At 59.3% G+C, this 16,622-nt stretch carries 13 protein-coding genes; 2 read left to right on the top strand and 11 right to left on the bottom strand.

The genetic code is table 11. The annotated features are described in order from the left end of the window. Positions 1-99: 99 nt before the first annotated feature. The 7 genes from lpdA to sdhC all read right to left on the bottom strand — a co-directional run bounded on the left by lpdA (position 100) and on the right by sdhC (position 9,243). Positions 100-1,536 (bottom strand): dihydrolipoyl dehydrogenase, encoded by a 1,437-nt coding sequence (gene lpdA, locus PSH66_RS09430; protein ID WP_003172811.1) that lies wholly within the window; start codon positions 1,534-1,536, stop codon positions 100-102. 105 nt (positions 1,537-1,641) lie between these two features. Further along, positions 1,642-2,877: a 2-oxoglutarate dehydrogenase complex dihydrolipoyllysine-residue succinyltransferase gene (gene odhB, locus PSH66_RS09425; protein WP_305428887.1), complete on the bottom strand. Its 1,236-nt coding sequence runs from the start codon at positions 2,875-2,877 to the stop codon at positions 1,642-1,644. 44 nt (positions 2,878-2,921) lie between these two features. Then, complete coding sequence (locus PSH66_RS09420; protein ID WP_078823810.1) at positions 2,922-5,753, bottom strand: 2-oxoglutarate dehydrogenase E1 component; 2,832 nt, start codon at positions 5,751-5,753, stop codon at positions 2,922-2,924. A gap of 261 nt (positions 5,754-6,014) precedes the next feature. Continuing rightward, entirely contained in the window at positions 6,015-6,719 is a 705-nt protein-coding gene (locus tag PSH66_RS09415; protein WP_003172807.1) for a succinate dehydrogenase iron-sulfur subunit, read from the bottom strand. 11 nt (positions 6,720-6,730) lie between these two features. Then, positions 6,731-8,503: a succinate dehydrogenase flavoprotein subunit gene (gene sdhA / locus PSH66_RS09410; protein ID WP_003172806.1), complete on the bottom strand. Its 1,773-nt coding sequence runs from the start codon at positions 8,501-8,503 to the stop codon at positions 6,731-6,733. A 3-nt stretch (positions 8,504-8,506) separates the two neighbouring features. Next, the gene (sdhD, locus tag PSH66_RS09405; protein WP_003172805.1) at positions 8,507-8,875 is read right to left on the bottom strand and encodes a succinate dehydrogenase, hydrophobic membrane anchor protein; all 369 of its coding nucleotides are present in this window, start codon (positions 8,873-8,875) and stop codon (positions 8,507-8,509) included. Beyond that, positions 8,869-9,243: a succinate dehydrogenase, cytochrome b556 subunit gene (gene sdhC / locus PSH66_RS09400; RefSeq protein WP_003172804.1), complete on the bottom strand. Its 375-nt coding sequence runs from the start codon at positions 9,241-9,243 to the stop codon at positions 8,869-8,871. The genes sdhD and sdhC overlap by 7 nt, the downstream gene beginning before the upstream one ends. Positions 9,244-9,608: 365 nt before the next feature. Between sdhC and gltA the strand changes: the two genes are divergently transcribed. Beyond that, positions 9,609-10,898, top strand: a complete 1,290-nt coding sequence (gltA, locus tag PSH66_RS09395) for a citrate synthase (protein WP_003172803.1) — start codon at positions 9,609-9,611, stop codon at positions 10,896-10,898. Positions 10,899-11,132: 234 nt separating this feature from the next. Here the strand turns inward: gltA and PSH66_RS09390 are convergent, their stop codons facing one another. From PSH66_RS09390 to PSH66_RS09380, 3 genes are all read right to left on the bottom strand, one after another. Further along, positions 11,133-12,791, bottom strand: a complete 1,659-nt coding sequence (locus tag PSH66_RS09390) for a cation acetate symporter (protein WP_003172802.1) — start codon at positions 12,789-12,791, stop codon at positions 11,133-11,135. Further along, positions 12,788-13,099, bottom strand: a complete 312-nt coding sequence (locus PSH66_RS09385; protein ID WP_003172801.1) for a DUF485 domain-containing protein — start codon at positions 13,097-13,099, stop codon at positions 12,788-12,790. Before PSH66_RS09385 ends, PSH66_RS09390 begins: the two co-directional genes overlap by 4 nt. A gap of 275 nt (positions 13,100-13,374) precedes the next feature. Beyond that, entirely contained in the window at positions 13,375-14,226 is an 852-nt protein-coding gene (locus PSH66_RS09380; RefSeq protein WP_003172800.1) for a glycine betaine ABC transporter substrate-binding protein, read from the bottom strand. A 332-nt stretch (positions 14,227-14,558) separates the two neighbouring features. On the opposite strand from PSH66_RS09380, the gene PSH66_RS09375 reads away from it, so the two are divergent. Then, complete coding sequence (locus tag PSH66_RS09375) at positions 14,559-16,112, top strand: glycosyl hydrolase family 17 protein (protein WP_042944407.1); 1,554 nt, start codon at positions 14,559-14,561, stop codon at positions 16,110-16,112. 5 nt (positions 16,113-16,117) lie between these two features. On the opposite strand, the gene PSH66_RS09370 is transcribed toward PSH66_RS09375, so the two are convergent. Beyond that, entirely contained in the window at positions 16,118-16,480 is a 363-nt protein-coding gene (locus PSH66_RS09370; protein WP_305428886.1) for a hypothetical protein, read from the bottom strand. Positions 16,481-16,622 lie beyond the last annotated feature (142 nt).

The raw sequence follows: 16,622 nt of genomic DNA, 5'->3' as shown, positions 1-16,622 counted from the left end.
GTAAAGCTGCGCAAGGCTGCGTCCAGCGGATATTCCGCGGTGAGTCTTGCGCACAAGGCTCACGACGGGCAACTCCGCCGTGGTTTCTTATTATCTCGCTTAGCGCTTCTTGCGGTTGGCGATGTGGATGGCGCCGCCATTCACTGCCAACGCAGCTTCGTGCAACGCTTCGGACAGGGTTGGATGGGAGAAGACCATCATGCCCAGGTCCTCGGCACTGGTGCCGAATTCCATACCGATTGCGCCTTGCTGAACCAGTTCTGCAGCGCTTGGGCCAATCACGTGAACGCCCAATACGCGGTCAGTCTTGGCATCAGCGATGACTTTGACAAAACCACCGGTGTCGTTGGCTGCCATGGCACGGCCAGAAGCGGCGAACGGGAAGGTGCCGACGTTAACTTCAACGCCTTCAGCTTTCAACTGCTGTTCGTTCTTGCCGACCCATGCAATTTCCGGGTGAGTGTAGATAACCGATGGAATCAGGTCGTAGTTCATCTGGGTTTTGTGACCCTTGATGCGCTCGACAACCATGATGCCTTCTTCGGAAGCCTTGTGCGCCAGCATCATGCCGCGCACCACGTCGCCAATGGCGTAGACGCCAGGCACGGTGGTAGCGCAGTGATCGTCAACGTGGATGAAGCCACGCTCGTCGATGTTCACGCCGCTGTCAGCTGCCAGCAGGTCGGTGGTCACTGGACGGCGACCAACGGCTACGATCAGCTTGTCGAAGGTGATGGTCTGTTCGCCATCCTTGTCGGTGTAGGTCACGACCACTTCTTCGCCGTTGACCTTCGAGCCGGTCACGCGAGCGCCCAGCTTGATGTCCAGACCTTGTTTGGTCAGGGTTTTCAGCGCTTCTTTGGACACAGCGGTGTCGGCGGCCAGCAGGAACGTGTCCAGGGCTTCCAGCACGGTCACTTGCGAACCCAGGCGGGACCATACCGAACCCAGCTCCAGGCCAATCACGCCGGCGCCGATCACGCCCAGACGCTTAGGCACTGCCTGGAATTCCAGGGCGCCGGTCGAATCGACGATCACGTTCTGGTCGACCGGAGCCGGTGGAATGTCGATTGGGCGCGAACCTGGGGCCAGGATCACGTTTTCGGCTTCGATGACTTCAACCGAACCGTCCGGCTTGGTGATCTCGACTTTCTTGCCGGCCAGCAGTTTGCCGTGGCCTTGCAGGGAAGTGACGCCGTTGGCCTTGAACAAGGTGGCAACGCCGGAAGTCAGGCCTTTGACGATGTTGGCTTTACGGCCGACCATCGCTGGCACGTCCATGGTCACGCCAGCATGATTGATACCGTGGATCGCGAAGCCGTCTTGGGCTTCGTGGAATTTCCAGGAGCTGTCCAGCAGCGCCTTGGAAGGAATGCAACCAACGTTCAGGCAAGTACCGCCCAGTGCCAGTTTGCCTTCCTTGTCGGTGTATTTTTCGATGCAAGCAGTCGAGAGGCCCAGTTGCGCGGCCTTGATGGCGGCAACATAGCCGCCAGGGCCCGCACCAATCACTACAACGTCAAATTTCTGAGACATGAAAATAGATCCTCTATTAGCTACAAGCTGTCAGCCGCAAGCTGCAAGCAAAAGCCAAACTGCTTTTTCCTGCAGCTTGTAACTTGGCGCTTGCAGCTGCTTCTCTTAAATATCCAGGAGCAAGCGAGCCGGGTCTTCCAGCAGGTTCTTGATGGTCACCAGGAAAGTCACGGCTTCTTTACCATCGATCAGGCGGTGATCGTAAGACAGTGCCAGGTACATCATCGGGCGGATCACGACTTGGCCATTGATGGCCATCGGACGCTGGATGATGTTGTGCATGCCCAGGATCGCGGCTTGTGGCGGGTTGACGATCGGCGTCGACATCATCGAACCGAAGGTACCACCGTTGGTGATGGTGAAGGTACCACCGGTCATCTCGTCGATGGTCAGCTTGCCATCACGGGCTTTCTTGCCGAAGTTGGCGATGCCGCCTTCGATTTCAGCTAGGCTCATCAATTCGGCGTTACGCAGAACCGGAACCACCAGGCCACGGTCGCTGGACACGGCAACGCCGATATCTGCATAGCCATGGTAAACGATGTCGCCGCCGTCGATGGAAGCGTTGACCGCCGGGAAGCGTTTCAGCGCCTCGGTGGCCGCTTTCACGAAGAACGACATGAAGCCCAGGCGCACGCCGTTGTGGGACTTCTCGAACAGATCCTTGTACTTCGAACGCAGGGCCATGACTTCGGTCATGTCGACTTCGTTGAACGTGGTCAGCATCGCCATGTTCGACTGCGCTTCTACCAGGCGCTTGGCCACGGTGGCACGGACACGGGTCATCGGTACGCGCTTCTCGGTACGGTCGCCGGCAGCGAACACAGGCGCGGCGGCAGCCGGTGCGGCAGCCTTGGCAGGTGCGGCAGCGGGCGCGTTCTTCTTGGCTTCGACAGCGGCAACCACGTCTTCCTTGGTCACACGGCCGTCTTTGCCGGTGCCTTTGATGGAAGCCAGGTTGATGCCGTTTTCTTCAGCCAGCTGACGCGCAGCCGGTGCGGCGATTGGATCTTCACCGCCAGCGGCCGGAGCGGCAGCCGGAGCCGAAGCAGCAGCCGGCGCAGCAGCCGGCGCAGCGGCGGCGGCAGGCGCTGCAGCAGCGCTGCCCTCTTCGATCGAACCCAGTACCTGGTTCGACAGAACGGTAGCGCCTTCTTCGGCAACGATTGCGCCCAGCACGCCGTCAGCTTCGGCCAACACTTCCAGAACGACTTTATCGGTCTCGATGTCGACGATCAGGTCGTCACGCTTGACGGCCTCACCTGGTTTCTTGTGCCAGGTGGCAACGGTGCCATCGGCAACCGATTCCGGGAATGACGGGGCTTTGATTTCGATAGCCATTATCTGTGGGTCCTTAAAATTCGGTTTCAGTCAGCGCGAAGGCGTTAAACAGTGAAAGCATCTTGCAGCAGTTTTTCCTGCTGCTCGGCGTGCATCGACGCATAACCACACGCAGGTGCAGCAGAGGCATCACGACCGGCGTACTCAAGGCTCAGGGCCTTGTTGTGGTTGCCGATACTGCGACGCAAATGATGCTGGCTGCTGTACCAGGCGCCCTGGTTCATCGGTTCTTCCTGGCACCACACCGCGTTCGTGAGGTTGGTGTAAGGCGCGATGATCTCCATGAGGTCATCTTCCGGGAACGGGTAAAGCTGCTCGATACGCACGATGGCGATGTCTTCGCGGCCTTCGGCACGGCGTTTTTCCAGCAGATCGTAGTAGACCTTGCCGCTGCACAGGATCAGGCGAGTGACCTTGGCCGCGTCCAGTGTGTCGATTTCCGGAATAACGGTCTGGAACGAACCTTCGGCCAGATCTTCCAGGGTCGAGATGGCCAACTTGTGACGCAGCAGCGACTTCGGTGTCAGCACGACCAGCGGCTTGCGCAGCGGGCGGATCACCTGGCGACGCAGCAAGTGGTAGATCTGGGCCGGGGTCGTCGGCACGCACACCTGGATGTTGTGCTCGGCGCACAGCTGCAGGTAACGCTCCAGACGGGCCGAGGAGTGCTCAGGGCCCTGACCTTCATAACCGTGTGGCAGCAACATGGTCAGACCGCACAGACGGCCCCACTTGTGCTCGCCGCTGGTGATGAACTGGTCGATAACCACCTGGGCACCGTTGGCGAAGTCGCCGAACTGGGCTTCCCAGATCACCAGCGCGTTAGGCGTGGTGGTGGAGTAGCCGTATTCGAACGCCAGTACGGCTTCTTCGGACAGGAACGAATCGTACAGGTCGAAACGTGGCTGGCCTTCGTACAGGTTCTGCAACGGGATGTAGGTGCCCGCGTCTTTCTGGTTGTGCAGCACGGCATGACGGTGCGAGAACGTACCGCGGCCGATGTCCTGGCCAGTCATGCGGATCGGGTGACCTTCGAACGCCAGGGTCGCGTACGCCATGGTTTCGGCGTAACCCCAGTTGATCGGCAGGCCGCCGGCTTGCATCTTCTGACGGTCTTCGTAGATCTTCGCAACCTGGCGCTGCACCACGAAGCCCTCTGGAATTTCCAGCAGCTTGGCGGACAGTTCCTGCAGGGTCTTGAGGTCGAACGAAGTGTCGTGACGCGCCGTCCAGGTGTGACCCAGGTACGGACGCCAGTCCACGAACAGTTCTTTGTTCGGCTCTTTGACCAGGCTTTTTACTACATGCAGGCCATTGTCCAGCGCGTTGCGGTATTCATCGATTTTCGCCTGAACCCGCGCGTCATCCAGGATACCGGCCTTGGTCAGGCTTTCGGCGTACAGCTCACGGGTGGTGCGCTGCTTGGTGATCTGCTGGTACATCAACGGCTGGGTGCCGCTTGGTTCATCCGCTTCGTTGTGACCGCGACGGCGGTAGCAAACCAGATCGATCACCACGTCACGCTTGAACTGCATGCGGTAGTCGACAGCCAGTTGGGTCACGAACAGCACGGCTTCCGGGTCATCACCATTCACATGCAGGATCGGCGCCTGGATCATCTTGGCAACGTCGGTGGCGTACTCGGTGGAGCGCGCATCCAGCGGGTTGCTGATGGTGAAGCCAACCTGGTTGTTGATTACGATGTGAACGGTACCGCCGGTCTTGAAGCCGCGGGTCTGCGACATCTGGAAGGTTTCCAGGACCACGCCTTGACCGGCGAATGCCGCGTCGCCGTGGATGGAAATCGGCAGGACCTTTTCACCGCTGGTGTCGTTACGACGGTCCTGGCGCGCACGGACCGAACCCTCGACCACTGGGGAAACGATTTCCAGGTGGGAGGGGTTGAAGGCCATGGCCAGGTGAACTTCACCGCCTGTGGTCATGACGTTGGACGAGAAGCCCTGGTGGTATTTAACGTCACCGGAACCCAGCTCTACCTTCTTCTTGCCTTCGAACTCGTCGAACAGCTCACGCGGGTTCTTGCCGAAGGTGTTGACCAACACGTTCAGGCGACCACGGTGGGCCATGCCGATCACGATTTCCTTGGTGCCGTAGGAACCGGAACGCTGGATCAGCTCGTCGAGCATCGGGATCAGGCTTTCGCCGCCTTCCAGGCCGAAACGCTTGGTGCCCGGGTATTTGGTACCCAGGTATTTTTCCAGGCCTTCGGCTGCGGTGACGCGCTCCAGCAGGTGGCTGCGCACATCGGCGGACAGCACCGGACGGCCACGCACGCCTTCCAGGCGATGCTGGAACCAGTGGCGTTGCTCGGAATCGGTGATATGCGTGAATTCAGCGCCGATGGTGCGGCAATATGTCTGCTGCAACGCTTCGTGAATTTCGCGTAGGCTCGCTTCCTCTTTGCCGATGAACAGGTCGCCGGCACGGAAGGTCGTATCAAGATCGGCATTGGTCAAGCCGTAATGATTGATCGACAGGTCAGCCGGTGCAGGACGCTGCCAGAGCCCCAGCGGGTCAAGCTGGGCCGCCTGGTGGCCACGCATCCGGTAGGCCTGGATCAGTCGCAGTACTTCAACTTGCTTCTTCTCGTGCTCACTGCTCACGCTGCCGGCGGAAACCGGTTGGGCGCGGCGCTGGTTCTTTGCCAGCAGCACGAAATGATCGCGAATCGCAGCATGCGATACATCGGTGGCAGCGTTGCCGTCTGAAGACAACGTCTGAAATTTGGTGCGCCATTCTTCTGGCACAGCGTTAGGGTCGTGCAGGTAGAGCTCATAAAGCTCTTCCACATAGGCAGCGTTACCACCTGAAAGATAGCCGCTGTTCCACATGCGCTGCATCACGCTTTCTTGCATGCTTGGTCACCCTCGATTTGGGGACACCACCGGCGAAAACACCGAGTTTGCTTGCAAAAGGCCAAGTGCAGCGACCAAAACAAGCCACTTAGGATCACGCTGATAGTTCGGGTACCAACCCGAATGCCCCTGCTTGTCTCATTTCTTCAAAATAAGAGCCGCGGCTTTGTAAGTCGCTGCTCAAGTTAAAACTACGGCGCCGGTTGAAGCCTGCGCCGCAGCATTTACGGGCACAACGGTCCTGCTTTATTACAACGTCTGTTACACGCCGCTTTGCAGCAGCATGTTACGGATGTGACCAATGGCCTTAGTCGGGTTCAGGCCTTTGGGACATACGTTGACGCAGTTCATGATCCCGCGGCAGCGGAATACGCTGAACGGGTCATCCAGCGAAGCCAGTCGCTCGGACGTCTTGGTGTCACGGCTGTCTGCCAGGAAGCGGTACGCTTGCAGCAGGGCAGCCGGGCCCAGGAACTTGTCCGGGTTCCACCAGAAGGACGGGCAGGAGGTCGAGCAGCAAGCGCACAGGATGCACTCGTACAGACCGTCGAGCTTTTCGCGCTCTTCCGGGGACTGCAGACGTTCGATGGCCGGAGCCGGCGTGTCGTTCTGCAGGAACGGCTTAACTTTCTCGTATTGCTTGTAGAAGATGCTCATATCGACGACCAGGTCACGGATAACCGGCAAACCTGGCAGAGGACGAACGATCAGCTTGTTGCCTTTGACCACGGCCGACAGCGGTGTGATGCACGCCAGGCCGTTTTTGCCGTTGATGTTCATGCCGTCGGAACCGCACACACCTTCACGGCAAGAGCGACGATAGGAGAAACCCTCGTCCTGCTCTTTGATCAGTGCCAATACATCCAGCACCATCAGGTCTTTACCGCCGGTATCGACCTGGAATTCCTGCATGAACGGCGCAGCGTCCTGATCAGGGTTGTAGCGATAAACACTGACTTTCAACATGGCAGCCACCCTTAGTAAGTCCGAATTTTCGGTTCAAACGTCGGAACCGTCTTCGGCGAGAAGTTCACGGCACGCTTGGTTACGCGCTTGTCACCCGGGAAGTACAGGGTGTGGCACAACCAGTTTTCGTCGTCGCGATCTTCATAGTCTTCACGGGCGTGGGCACCACGGGATTCTTTACGAACCTCGGCGGCGATCGCCGTCGCTTCAGCCACTTCCAACAGGTTTTGCAGCTCAAGGGCTTCGATACGAGCGGTGTTGAACGCCTGGCTCTTATCGTTGATCTTGACGTTGGCGATGCGCTTGCGCAGGTCAGCCAGTTGGGCGATACCTTTTTGCATGTATTCGCCGGTACGGAACACACCGAAGTAGTTCTGCATGCAGCTTTGCAGCTCGCGACGCAGGGTCGCCACGTCTTCACCGTCCGTGCGCTCGTTCAGAGCGTTCAGGCGTGCCAGGGCAGCTTCGATGTTGGCATCGGTGGCGTCATCGTATTCGATGCCGTCGGTCAGTGCCTTTTCCAGGTGCAGGCCGGCAGCGCGACCGAATACCACCAGGTCGAGCAGCGAGTTGCCGCCCAGGCGGTTGGCGCCGTGCACCGATACGCAGGCCACTTCGCCTACCGCGAACAGACCGTGAATGATCTCGTCCACGCCTTCGGCGTTCTGGGTGATCGCCTGGCCATGAATGTTGGTCGGCACGCCGCCCATCATATAGTGGCAAGTCGGAACAACCGGCACCGGAGCAACCACCGGGTCAACGTGGGCGAAGGTCTTGGACAGTTCGCAGATACCTGGCAGGCGGCTGTGCAGCACTTCTTCGCCCAGGTGATCGAGCTTGAGCAGTACGTGGTCGCCGTTCGGGCCACAGCCGTTACCGGCGATGATCTCTTTAACCATGGAACGGGCAACAACGTCACGGCCGGCCAAGTCTTTGGCGTTCGGCGCATAACGCTCCATGAAACGCTCGCCGTGCTTGTTGATCAGGTAACCGCCTTCACCGCGGCAACCTTCGGTGACCAGTACACCGGCGCCGGCGATGCCGGTTGGGTGGAACTGCCACATTTCGATGTCTTGCACCGGCACGCCGGCACGCAATGCCATGCCAACGCCGTCACCGGTGTTGATCAGGGCGTTGGTGGTCGATGCGTAGATACGGCCTGCACCGCCCGTCGCCAGCACGGTAGCCTTGGCGCGGATATAGGTGGTTTCACCGGTTTCGATGCAGATGGCGATCACGCCGACGAACGCGCCGTCGGCATTCTTCACCAGATCCACCGCGTAGTACTCGTTCAGGAACGTGGTACCGGCCTTCAGGTTGCCCTGATACAGGGTGTGCAGCAACGCGTGACCGGTACGGTCGGACGCGGCACAGGTACGGGCAGCCTGGCCGCCTTTACCGTAATCCTTCGACTGGCCGCCGAATGGACGCTGGTAGATACGACCTTGCTCGGTACGGGAGAACGGCAGACCCATGTGGTCCAGCTCGAACACCGCAGCCGGGCCTTCCTGGCACATGTATTCGATAGCGTCCTGGTCACCGATGTAGTCGGAACCCTTGACGGTATCGTACATGTGCCAGCGCCAATCATCGTTCGGGTCGGCGGATGCGATGGCGCAGGTGATGCCACCCTGGGCCGATACGGTGTGGGAACGCGTCGGGAACACCTTGGTGATCACGGCAGTCTTGTGACCGCCCTGGGCCAGCTGCAGCGCTGCGCGCATGCCGGCACCGCCGCCACCAATAATGATGGCGTCGAAGGAAATAGTTGGAATGTTAGCCATGAATCAGATACCCCAAAGAATCTGCACACCCCAGACGAAGTAAGCGAACATCGCAACGCCGCATACCGCCTGGAAGAGGAAACGGACTGCGGTCGCGGACTTGCCGAGCGCCATTGGCGTCAGGTAGTCGGTCGCGATGGTCCACATGCCGACCCAGGCGTGAGCGCCCAGGGCTACAAGGGCCAGCAGACTGAAGATTCGCATTGCATTGTGGGAAAACAGGCCGTGCCATTGCTCATAGCCGATGCCCGGATTTGCCACGAGGTATCCGATCAGGAAAATGAAATAAGCCGCGAGAACGACCGCAGACACACGCTGTGCCATCCAGTCATAGAGGCCCGAACGCGACAGATTCGTTACGCTGGTTACCATATCCAAACTCCTGCCAGAACGATCAGCACCACGGAAATGGCGATGATGATTTTCGAGCCCAGGCGGCCGCCTTCCAGCGTCTCACCGATGCCCATGTCCATGATCAAGTGGCGCACGCCGGCTACCAGGTGATACAGCAGAGCGGACAGAAGACCCCATGCTACGAACTTGGCCAGCGGGCTGGTCAAGCATGCCTTCACCTCGGCGTAACCTTCCTCGGAACCCAGGGATTTGCTCAATGCATAAAGCATGATGCCCAAGCCCAGGAACAGGATGATGCCGGAAACACGGTGCAGGAACGACGTAACGCCGGTGATGGGGAGTTTGATGGTCCTTAGGTCTAGGTTTACAGGTCGTTGGCTATTCACGGCTTTTTTTCACACTGAAGAGCCCCTAACAATCAGGGCAAAGTTGTTGGGGAGTGCGACTGGTCAGGTAAGCACCACCCAGGGAGTGCGACCCCCAATGAAAGCAAGCCCAAAAGCCCTTGGCGGTCGGTGGCCGAGTATAGACAGTTAGGTTACTAATGACAACGCGCGCACCTCACCCTAATAGCGGATTGCGCTGGCGGGATAAAAGGCGTAAATGGCAGGCAATTTCGAGGAAAAAGTACGGTTAAAGCCTTCTGGAGCAAGACTTTAGGCAAATTGACATCTGAATTTATCTCACTATAGTGGTGCGGGCCCTGCGTGGGGGGTCTGTCTGATGATTTGAAGCATAAATAGGAGGCCACATGGCTGACAAAAAAGCGCAGTTGATCATCGAGGGCGCAGCCCCCGTCGAGCTGCCCATTTTAACCGGCACCGTTGGTCCCGATGTTATCGACGTACGGGGCCTGACGGCCACGGGCCGTTTCACTTTCGACCCAGGCTTCATGTCGACCGCCTCTTGCGAGTCGAAGATCACCTATATCGATGGCGATAATGGCATTTTGCTTCACCGGGGCTACCCGATCGAGCAACTGGCAGAAAAATCGGACTACCTGGAAACCTGCTACCTGCTGCTAAATGGCGAATTGCCGACAGCTGAGCAAAAAGCCCAGTTCGTCAGCACGGTGAAGAACCACACCATGGTTCACGAGCAGTTGAAGACCTTCTTCAACGGCTTCCGTCGCGACGCCCACCCGATGGCCGTCATGTGCGGTGTGGTTGGCGCCCTGTCGGCCTTCTATCACGACTCCCTCGACATCAATAACCCGCAGCATCGCGAAATTTCCGCGATCCGCCTGGTTGCCAAGATGCCGACCCTGGCCGCAATGGTTTACAAGTACTCCATGGGCCAACCCATGATGTACCCGCGCAACGACCTGACGTACGCGGAAAACTTCCTGCACATGATGTTCAACACGCCGTGCGAGATCAAACCGATCAGCCCGGTGCTCGCCAAGGCCATGGACCGGATCTTTATCCTCCATGCCGACCACGAGCAGAACGCCTCGACGTCCACCGTGCGCCTGGCAGGCTCTTCGGGTGCCAACCCGTTCGCCTGTATCGCCGCCGGCATCGCCGCACTGTGGGGCCCTGCCCACGGCGGTGCGAACGAAGCGGTGTTGACCATGCTCGATGAAATCGGCGATGTGTCCAACATCGACAAGTTCATTGCCAAGGCCAAGGACAAGAACGATCCGTTCAAGTTGATGGGCTTCGGTCACCGGGTCTACAAGAACCGCGACCCGCGCGCCACCGTCATGAAACAGACCTGCGACGAAGTGTTGAAGGAACTGGGCATCAAGAACGATCCGCAACTCGAACTGGCCATGCGCCTGGAAGAGATCGCCCTGACCGACCCGTACTTCATCGAACGCTCGCTGTACCCGAACGTCGACTTCTACTCGGGGATCATCCTCAAGGCGATCGGCATTCCAACCAGCATGTTCACCGTGATCTTCGCCCTGGCGCGGACCGTGGGCTGGATCTCCCACTGGAAAGAAATGCTCTCCAGCCCGTACAAGATTGGCCGCCCGCGCCAGCTGTACACCGGCTACGAGTCGCGTGACATTACCAAGCTGGAAGATCGCAAGTAAGCACTTAACTGCTTGTTTGTCATGAGAACGGCCTCCCTTAGTGGAGGCCGTTTTTGTTTGTGCCGTCTGGTCCGCTATCGGGAGCAAGTCGAACCGTCGCACCGCCCCTCCCACAGCTGACCGAGTACATCATTTGGAATGCGGTCGAGTGTGGGAGGGGCTCACACCCATAAACCCCAGACAAAAAAATACCCCAGCCTTTCGACCGGGGCATTTCCTTATCCAGCTACGCCCTTAGTGATTAACCGCCCCACTCGCCCCCAGGCCAGTCTGCGAACGCACAAACTGCGGGAAGTACAGCGCACGTTCTTTCTCTGCCGCCGCCGACTTGTCGGTGATGGAGAAGAACCAGATGCCGATGAACGCAATGATCATCGAGAACAGCGCCGGGTACTCGTACGGGAAGATGGCTTTTTCATGGTGCAGGATCGAGACCCAGATGGTCGGGCCAAGCACCATCAGGCCCACGGCACTGATCAGGCCCAGCCAGCCGCCGATCATCGCGCCACGGGTGGTGAGGTTTTTCCAGTACATGGAAAGCAGCAACACCGGGAAGTTACAGCTGGCGGCAATGGAGAACGCCAGGCCGACCATGAACGCGATGTTCTGGCTTTCGAACAGGATGCCCAGGCCGATGGCCAACACCGCCAGGGCGATGGTGGTGATCTTCGACACGCGAATCTCGTCCTTCTCGTTGGCCTTACCCTTCTTGATCACGCTGGCATACAGGTCATGGGACACCGCCGAGGCACCCGCCAGGGTCAAGCCGGCAACCACTGCCAGGATGGTGGCAAACGCGACCGCCGAAATGAAGCCCAGGAAGATACTGCCGCCCACGGCATTGGCCAGGTGCACCGCCGCCATGTTGTTACCGCCCAGCAAGGCACCCGCGGCATCCTTGAACGCCGGGTTGGTGCTGACCAGCAGGATCGCGCCGAAGCCGATGATAAAGGTCAGGATGTAGAAGTAGCCGATAAAGCCGGTTGCATACAGCACGCTCTTACGCGCTTCCTTGGCGTCGCTCACGGTGAAGAAGCGCATCAGGATGTGCGGCAGGCCTGCGGTACCGAACATCAGCGCCAGGCCAAGGGAGAATGCGGAGATCGGGTCTTTCACCAGGCCGCCAGGGCTCATGATCGCTTCACCTTTGGGGTGAACCTTGATCGCCTCGGAAAACAGCATGTTGAAGTCGAAGTTGACGTGCTTCATCACCATCAGCGCCATGAACGAAGCACCGGACAACAGCAGCACGGCCTTGATGATCTGCACCCAGGTGGTCGCCAGCATGCCGCCGAACAACACGTACATGCACATCAGGATACCGACCAGGATCACCGCGACGTGGTAGTCCAGACCGAAGAGCAGCTGAATCAGCTTGCCCGCGCCGACCATTTGCGCGATCAGGTAGAACGCCACCACCACCAGCGAGCCACAGGCCGACAGGCTGCGGATCTGGGTTTGCCCGAGGCGATAGGACGCCACGTCGGCAAAGGTGTACTTGCCCAGGTTACGCAGGCGTTCGGCGATCAGGAACAAAATGATCGGCCAGCCCACCAGGAAGCCGATCGAGTAGATCAGGCCGTCGTAGCCGGAGGTGAATACCAGCGCGGAAATCCCCAGGAAGGACGCGGCCGACATATAGTCGCCGGCAATCGCCAGGCCGTTCTGGAAACCGGTGATCTTGCCGCCGGCCGCATAGTAGTCGGCCGCCGATTTGTTGCGTTTGGAAGCCCAGTAGGTGATGCACAGGGTGGCGCCGACGAATGCGACGAACATCACGATGGCCGAGACGTTCAACGGTTGCTTGTGCACTTCACCGGTCAATGCGTCCGCCGCCCAGAGGGCAGGAGCAAAAAGCGAAGCGCCGAATACTGCCAGTAGACGACGAATCATTGCGCAGCCTCCTTGAGAATCGCATTGTTCAGGTCGTCAAACTCGCCATTGGCGCGACGCACGTAGATGCCGGTCAACACGAAGGCGGACACAATCAACCCGACGCCCAGGGGAATACCCCAGGTAATCGACGAACCGGGGCTGATCTTGGCCCCCAGTATTTGTGGCCCGTAGGCGATCAACAGGATGAAAGCGGAGTAAAGCCCTAGCATGATCGCCGAGAGAATCCAGGCGAATCGTTCCCTTTTTCTCACCAGCTCCTTGAAACGCGGGCTGTTTTGAATCGAGAGGTAAATGCTGTCGTTCATTGTTTTTATCCTCGCAGCACAGCTTTTTTATTATTGGAACATAGCCACTGTATGCGGCTCTGGAACAGGTTCCAGACGACCTTAGTAGTAGATCGAGTGTAGCGAGGGTTTGTGAGGGCGAAGAAACATTTGCGGGGGGTGAAATTAATGTGGGAGGGGGCTTGCTCCCGATATAGGTGGCTCAGTCAAAATATCTGTGACTGACACACCGCTATCGGGAGCAAGTCGAATCGTCGAACCGCCCCTCCCACAAGGTATTGCATCAAGGTAGTGGATTACTTAGCGGTCCACTCGGCTACGCGCTCAGGATGCTTGGCGACCCAATCCTTGGCCGCTGCATCAGGCTTGGCGCCCTCCTGGATGGCGAGCATGACTTCGCCGATTTCATCCTTGGAAGCCCACTGGAACTTCTTCAGGAAAGCCGCGACTTCCGGCGCTTTGGCCTCCAGGCCCTTGCTGCCGATGCTGTTGACGGTTTCAGCCGCGCCGTAGATCCCTTTTGGATCATCCAGGAAGCGCAGTTTCCACTTGGCGAACATCCAGTGCGGCACCCAACCGGTGACGGCAATGGATTCCTGCTTGTCTTCGGCACGCGTCAGTTCGGCGATCATTGCCGCACCCGAACTGGCCTGCAGCTTGTAATCGAGGCCGTATTGCTTGATCGCTTCGTCGGTCTTGAGCATCACGCCTGAGCCGGCGTCGATCCCGACGATTTTGTTCTTGAAGGTGGTGTCGGTTTTGAGGTCTTCAATGGACTTGGCCTTGACGTACTCCGGCACGATCAGACCAATCTTGGCGTCCTTGAAGTTGGGGCCGTAGTCGACCACCTTGTCCTTGTTCTTGGTCCAGTATTCGCCGTGGGTCACCGGCAGCCAGGCCGAGAGCATGGCGTCGAGTTTGCCGGTGGCCACGCCCTGCCACATGATCCCGGTGGCGACCGCTTGCAGTTTCACGTCATAACCAAGCTTCTGTTTGATCACCTCCGCTGCCACGTGAGTGGTGGCAACGCTGTCCGACCAGCCATCCACGTAGCCGATGCTCAGGGTTTTGCTGTCGGCGCTGGCCAGTGTGGAGCTCATCGCAACTACCAGAGTGGCAGCTGCGCCCAAGAGTCGTCGCATCTTCATCGTACTTCCCCGAAAGTGCTGCGCCCGACGGATGCCGAGCGACGTCAACCTGTTGTTATGTGGTGCACCGCGCCCCCTTCACGCGCATCGATCCGGTGGTTGCAGTATCAGTGGAGTGCTGACAGCTTGATCATCAACCTGCCGGGTTCATCGACCTGCTCTGTCAGCGACCTCAGCTAAGCAAGAAACGACATCACATCGCCAGTAGGACGTTTTGTAGGAAATAGCGTCAAAATCCCGCCCGAAGTTTGCATGTCAAAATTATGCAGCCCCACTGGCATCAGTCAAATCCGGGTAAGATGCGCGCCTTTGCGCCAACAGATAAGCCGACCATGCCTGCGACTGCCCGCTTCCCCGCCCTGCCCTATTGCTTCGCCTTGATCCTTGGCCTGCTGGCCCTCGCCGGCTACTGGTATACCCTCGGCCGGCCGGTGGTGCTGCCGGATGTGGCCAGCGCCAGCCATAAGCTGCAGTGCGCGTCCTACACACCGTTCGACAAGGACCAATCGCCCTTCGACCAGCCCTTCACCCTGCGCCCCGCGCGCATGGACGCCGACCTGGCCCTGTTGGCCACCCGTTTTGAGTGTATCCGCACCTATTCCATGACCGGCCTCGAAGCGCTGCCGGACATGGCGCGCAAGCATGGCTTGAAGTTGATGGCCGGCGCCTGGGTCAGCAGTGACCCGGTGGCCACCGCAAAAGAAATCGATGAAGTGATCGCGGCCGCCAACGCCAACCCCGATGTGGTGACCTCAGTGATCGTCGGCAACGAAGCGCTGCTGCGCAAGGAAGTGACCGCCGCACAACTGATCAAACTGATCCATACAGTCAAAAGCCAGATCAAGCAGCCGGTCACCTACGCCGATGTGTGGGAGTTCTGGCTAAAACACCCGGAAATCGCCCCGGCGGTGGATTTCCTGACCATTCACCTGCTGCCGTACTGGGAAGATGAACCGACCGGCATCGACCAGGCCCTCAAACACGTGGGTGAGGTGCGCCAGACCTTCGGCAACACATTTGCGCCCAAGGATGTACTGATCGGCGAGACCGGCTGGCCCAGCGAAGGTCGCCAACGCGAAACCGCAGTGCCAAGCCGGGTCAACGAAGCCCGGTTCATGCGCGGCTTCGTCGCCATGGCCGAGGCCAATGGCTGGCGCTACAACCTGATAGAAGCCTTCGATCAGCCGTGGAAGCGCGCCAGCGAAGGGGCCGTGGGCGGTTATTGGGGCCTGTTCGACGCGGACCGCCAGGACAAGGGCGTCCTCGCCGGGCCGGTGACCAACGTGCCGTACTGGCCGCTGTGGCTGGGCGCAGGCGGCCTCCTTCTACTGGCGACGCTGGTGCTGGGGGGCCGTGTGGGCAGCACGCGCAACGCGCTCGCGCTCCCGCTGCTGGGCGCCGTCGCCGCGTGCTCCATCGGCACCTGGGCTGAACTCACCCGCGTCACCGCGCGCTTTAATGATGAATGGGTATGGGCCGGCCTGCTGGTGGGGCTGAACCTGCTGGTGCTGGCTCACGCGGCATTGGCCTTGAGCGCTCGGCAAGGATGGCGCGAGCGAGCCTTCAACTGGCTGGAACAGCGGGCGGGCTGGCTGGTGGCGGTCGCAGGGTTCGCTGGCGCGGTGATGATGTTGGCGTTGGTATTCGATCCGCGCTATCGCAGCTTCCCGAGCGCGGCGTTGGTGCTGCCGGCCCTGGTGTATCTGGTGCGTCCGGTGACCGGGCCGCGTCGGGAGATAGCGCTGCTGACCTTCATCATCGGTGCCGGCATTGCGCCGCAGTTGTACCGGGAAGGTCTGTTGAATCAGCAGGCATGGGGGTGGGCGGTAGTCAGCCTGCTTATGGCGTTAGCCCTGTGGCGTTGCCTGCGGGTGCGCAAGGCTTAAGAGCGCTATCGGGGTTGTCTGACCAACCGCAACCCCGCAATCACCACCGCAAACACCGCAAATGTGGTGTTGTACAACGCCAGGGCCGGCAGCCCGAACATCAGCCCCAGTACCGCCAAGCCCCATCCGCCACGGCCCGGTACGAAAAACGCCAGCACCGAGGTCACCAGCGCGGCCCAGCCCAGCACCTTGAAGTGGATCATCAACCCCAGGTTCGAGCGCAACTGGCACTCCCAGCGGCTGGCCTCATCCGCGCAAATGCCTACCCACTGGCCATCCTCCACGAAGCCGTAACGTGCGGCATAACTGGCAGCCAGCCATAGCGGCAGGGCAATAAGCAGCAAAATCAACGGCAAGCGGCGGGACATGGAGCACTCCGATAGACAAAAACGGCGCTCAGCTTAATGCGCCGGCGGCCGTTAGCAAGGTACATACACACAATTTGTATTCACCCATGCGTGGCAAAGTGTATCGTCTCGCTACTATTACGCCGATTCCGACGGTATTTCC

This window comes from Pseudomonas sp. FP597, assembly GCF_030687435.1.
In the GTDB taxonomy this organism is placed as follows: domain Bacteria; phylum Pseudomonadota; class Gammaproteobacteria; order Pseudomonadales; family Pseudomonadaceae; genus Aquipseudomonas; species Aquipseudomonas lactucae.
This window is presented reverse-complemented; position numbering and strand designations above follow the sequence as displayed.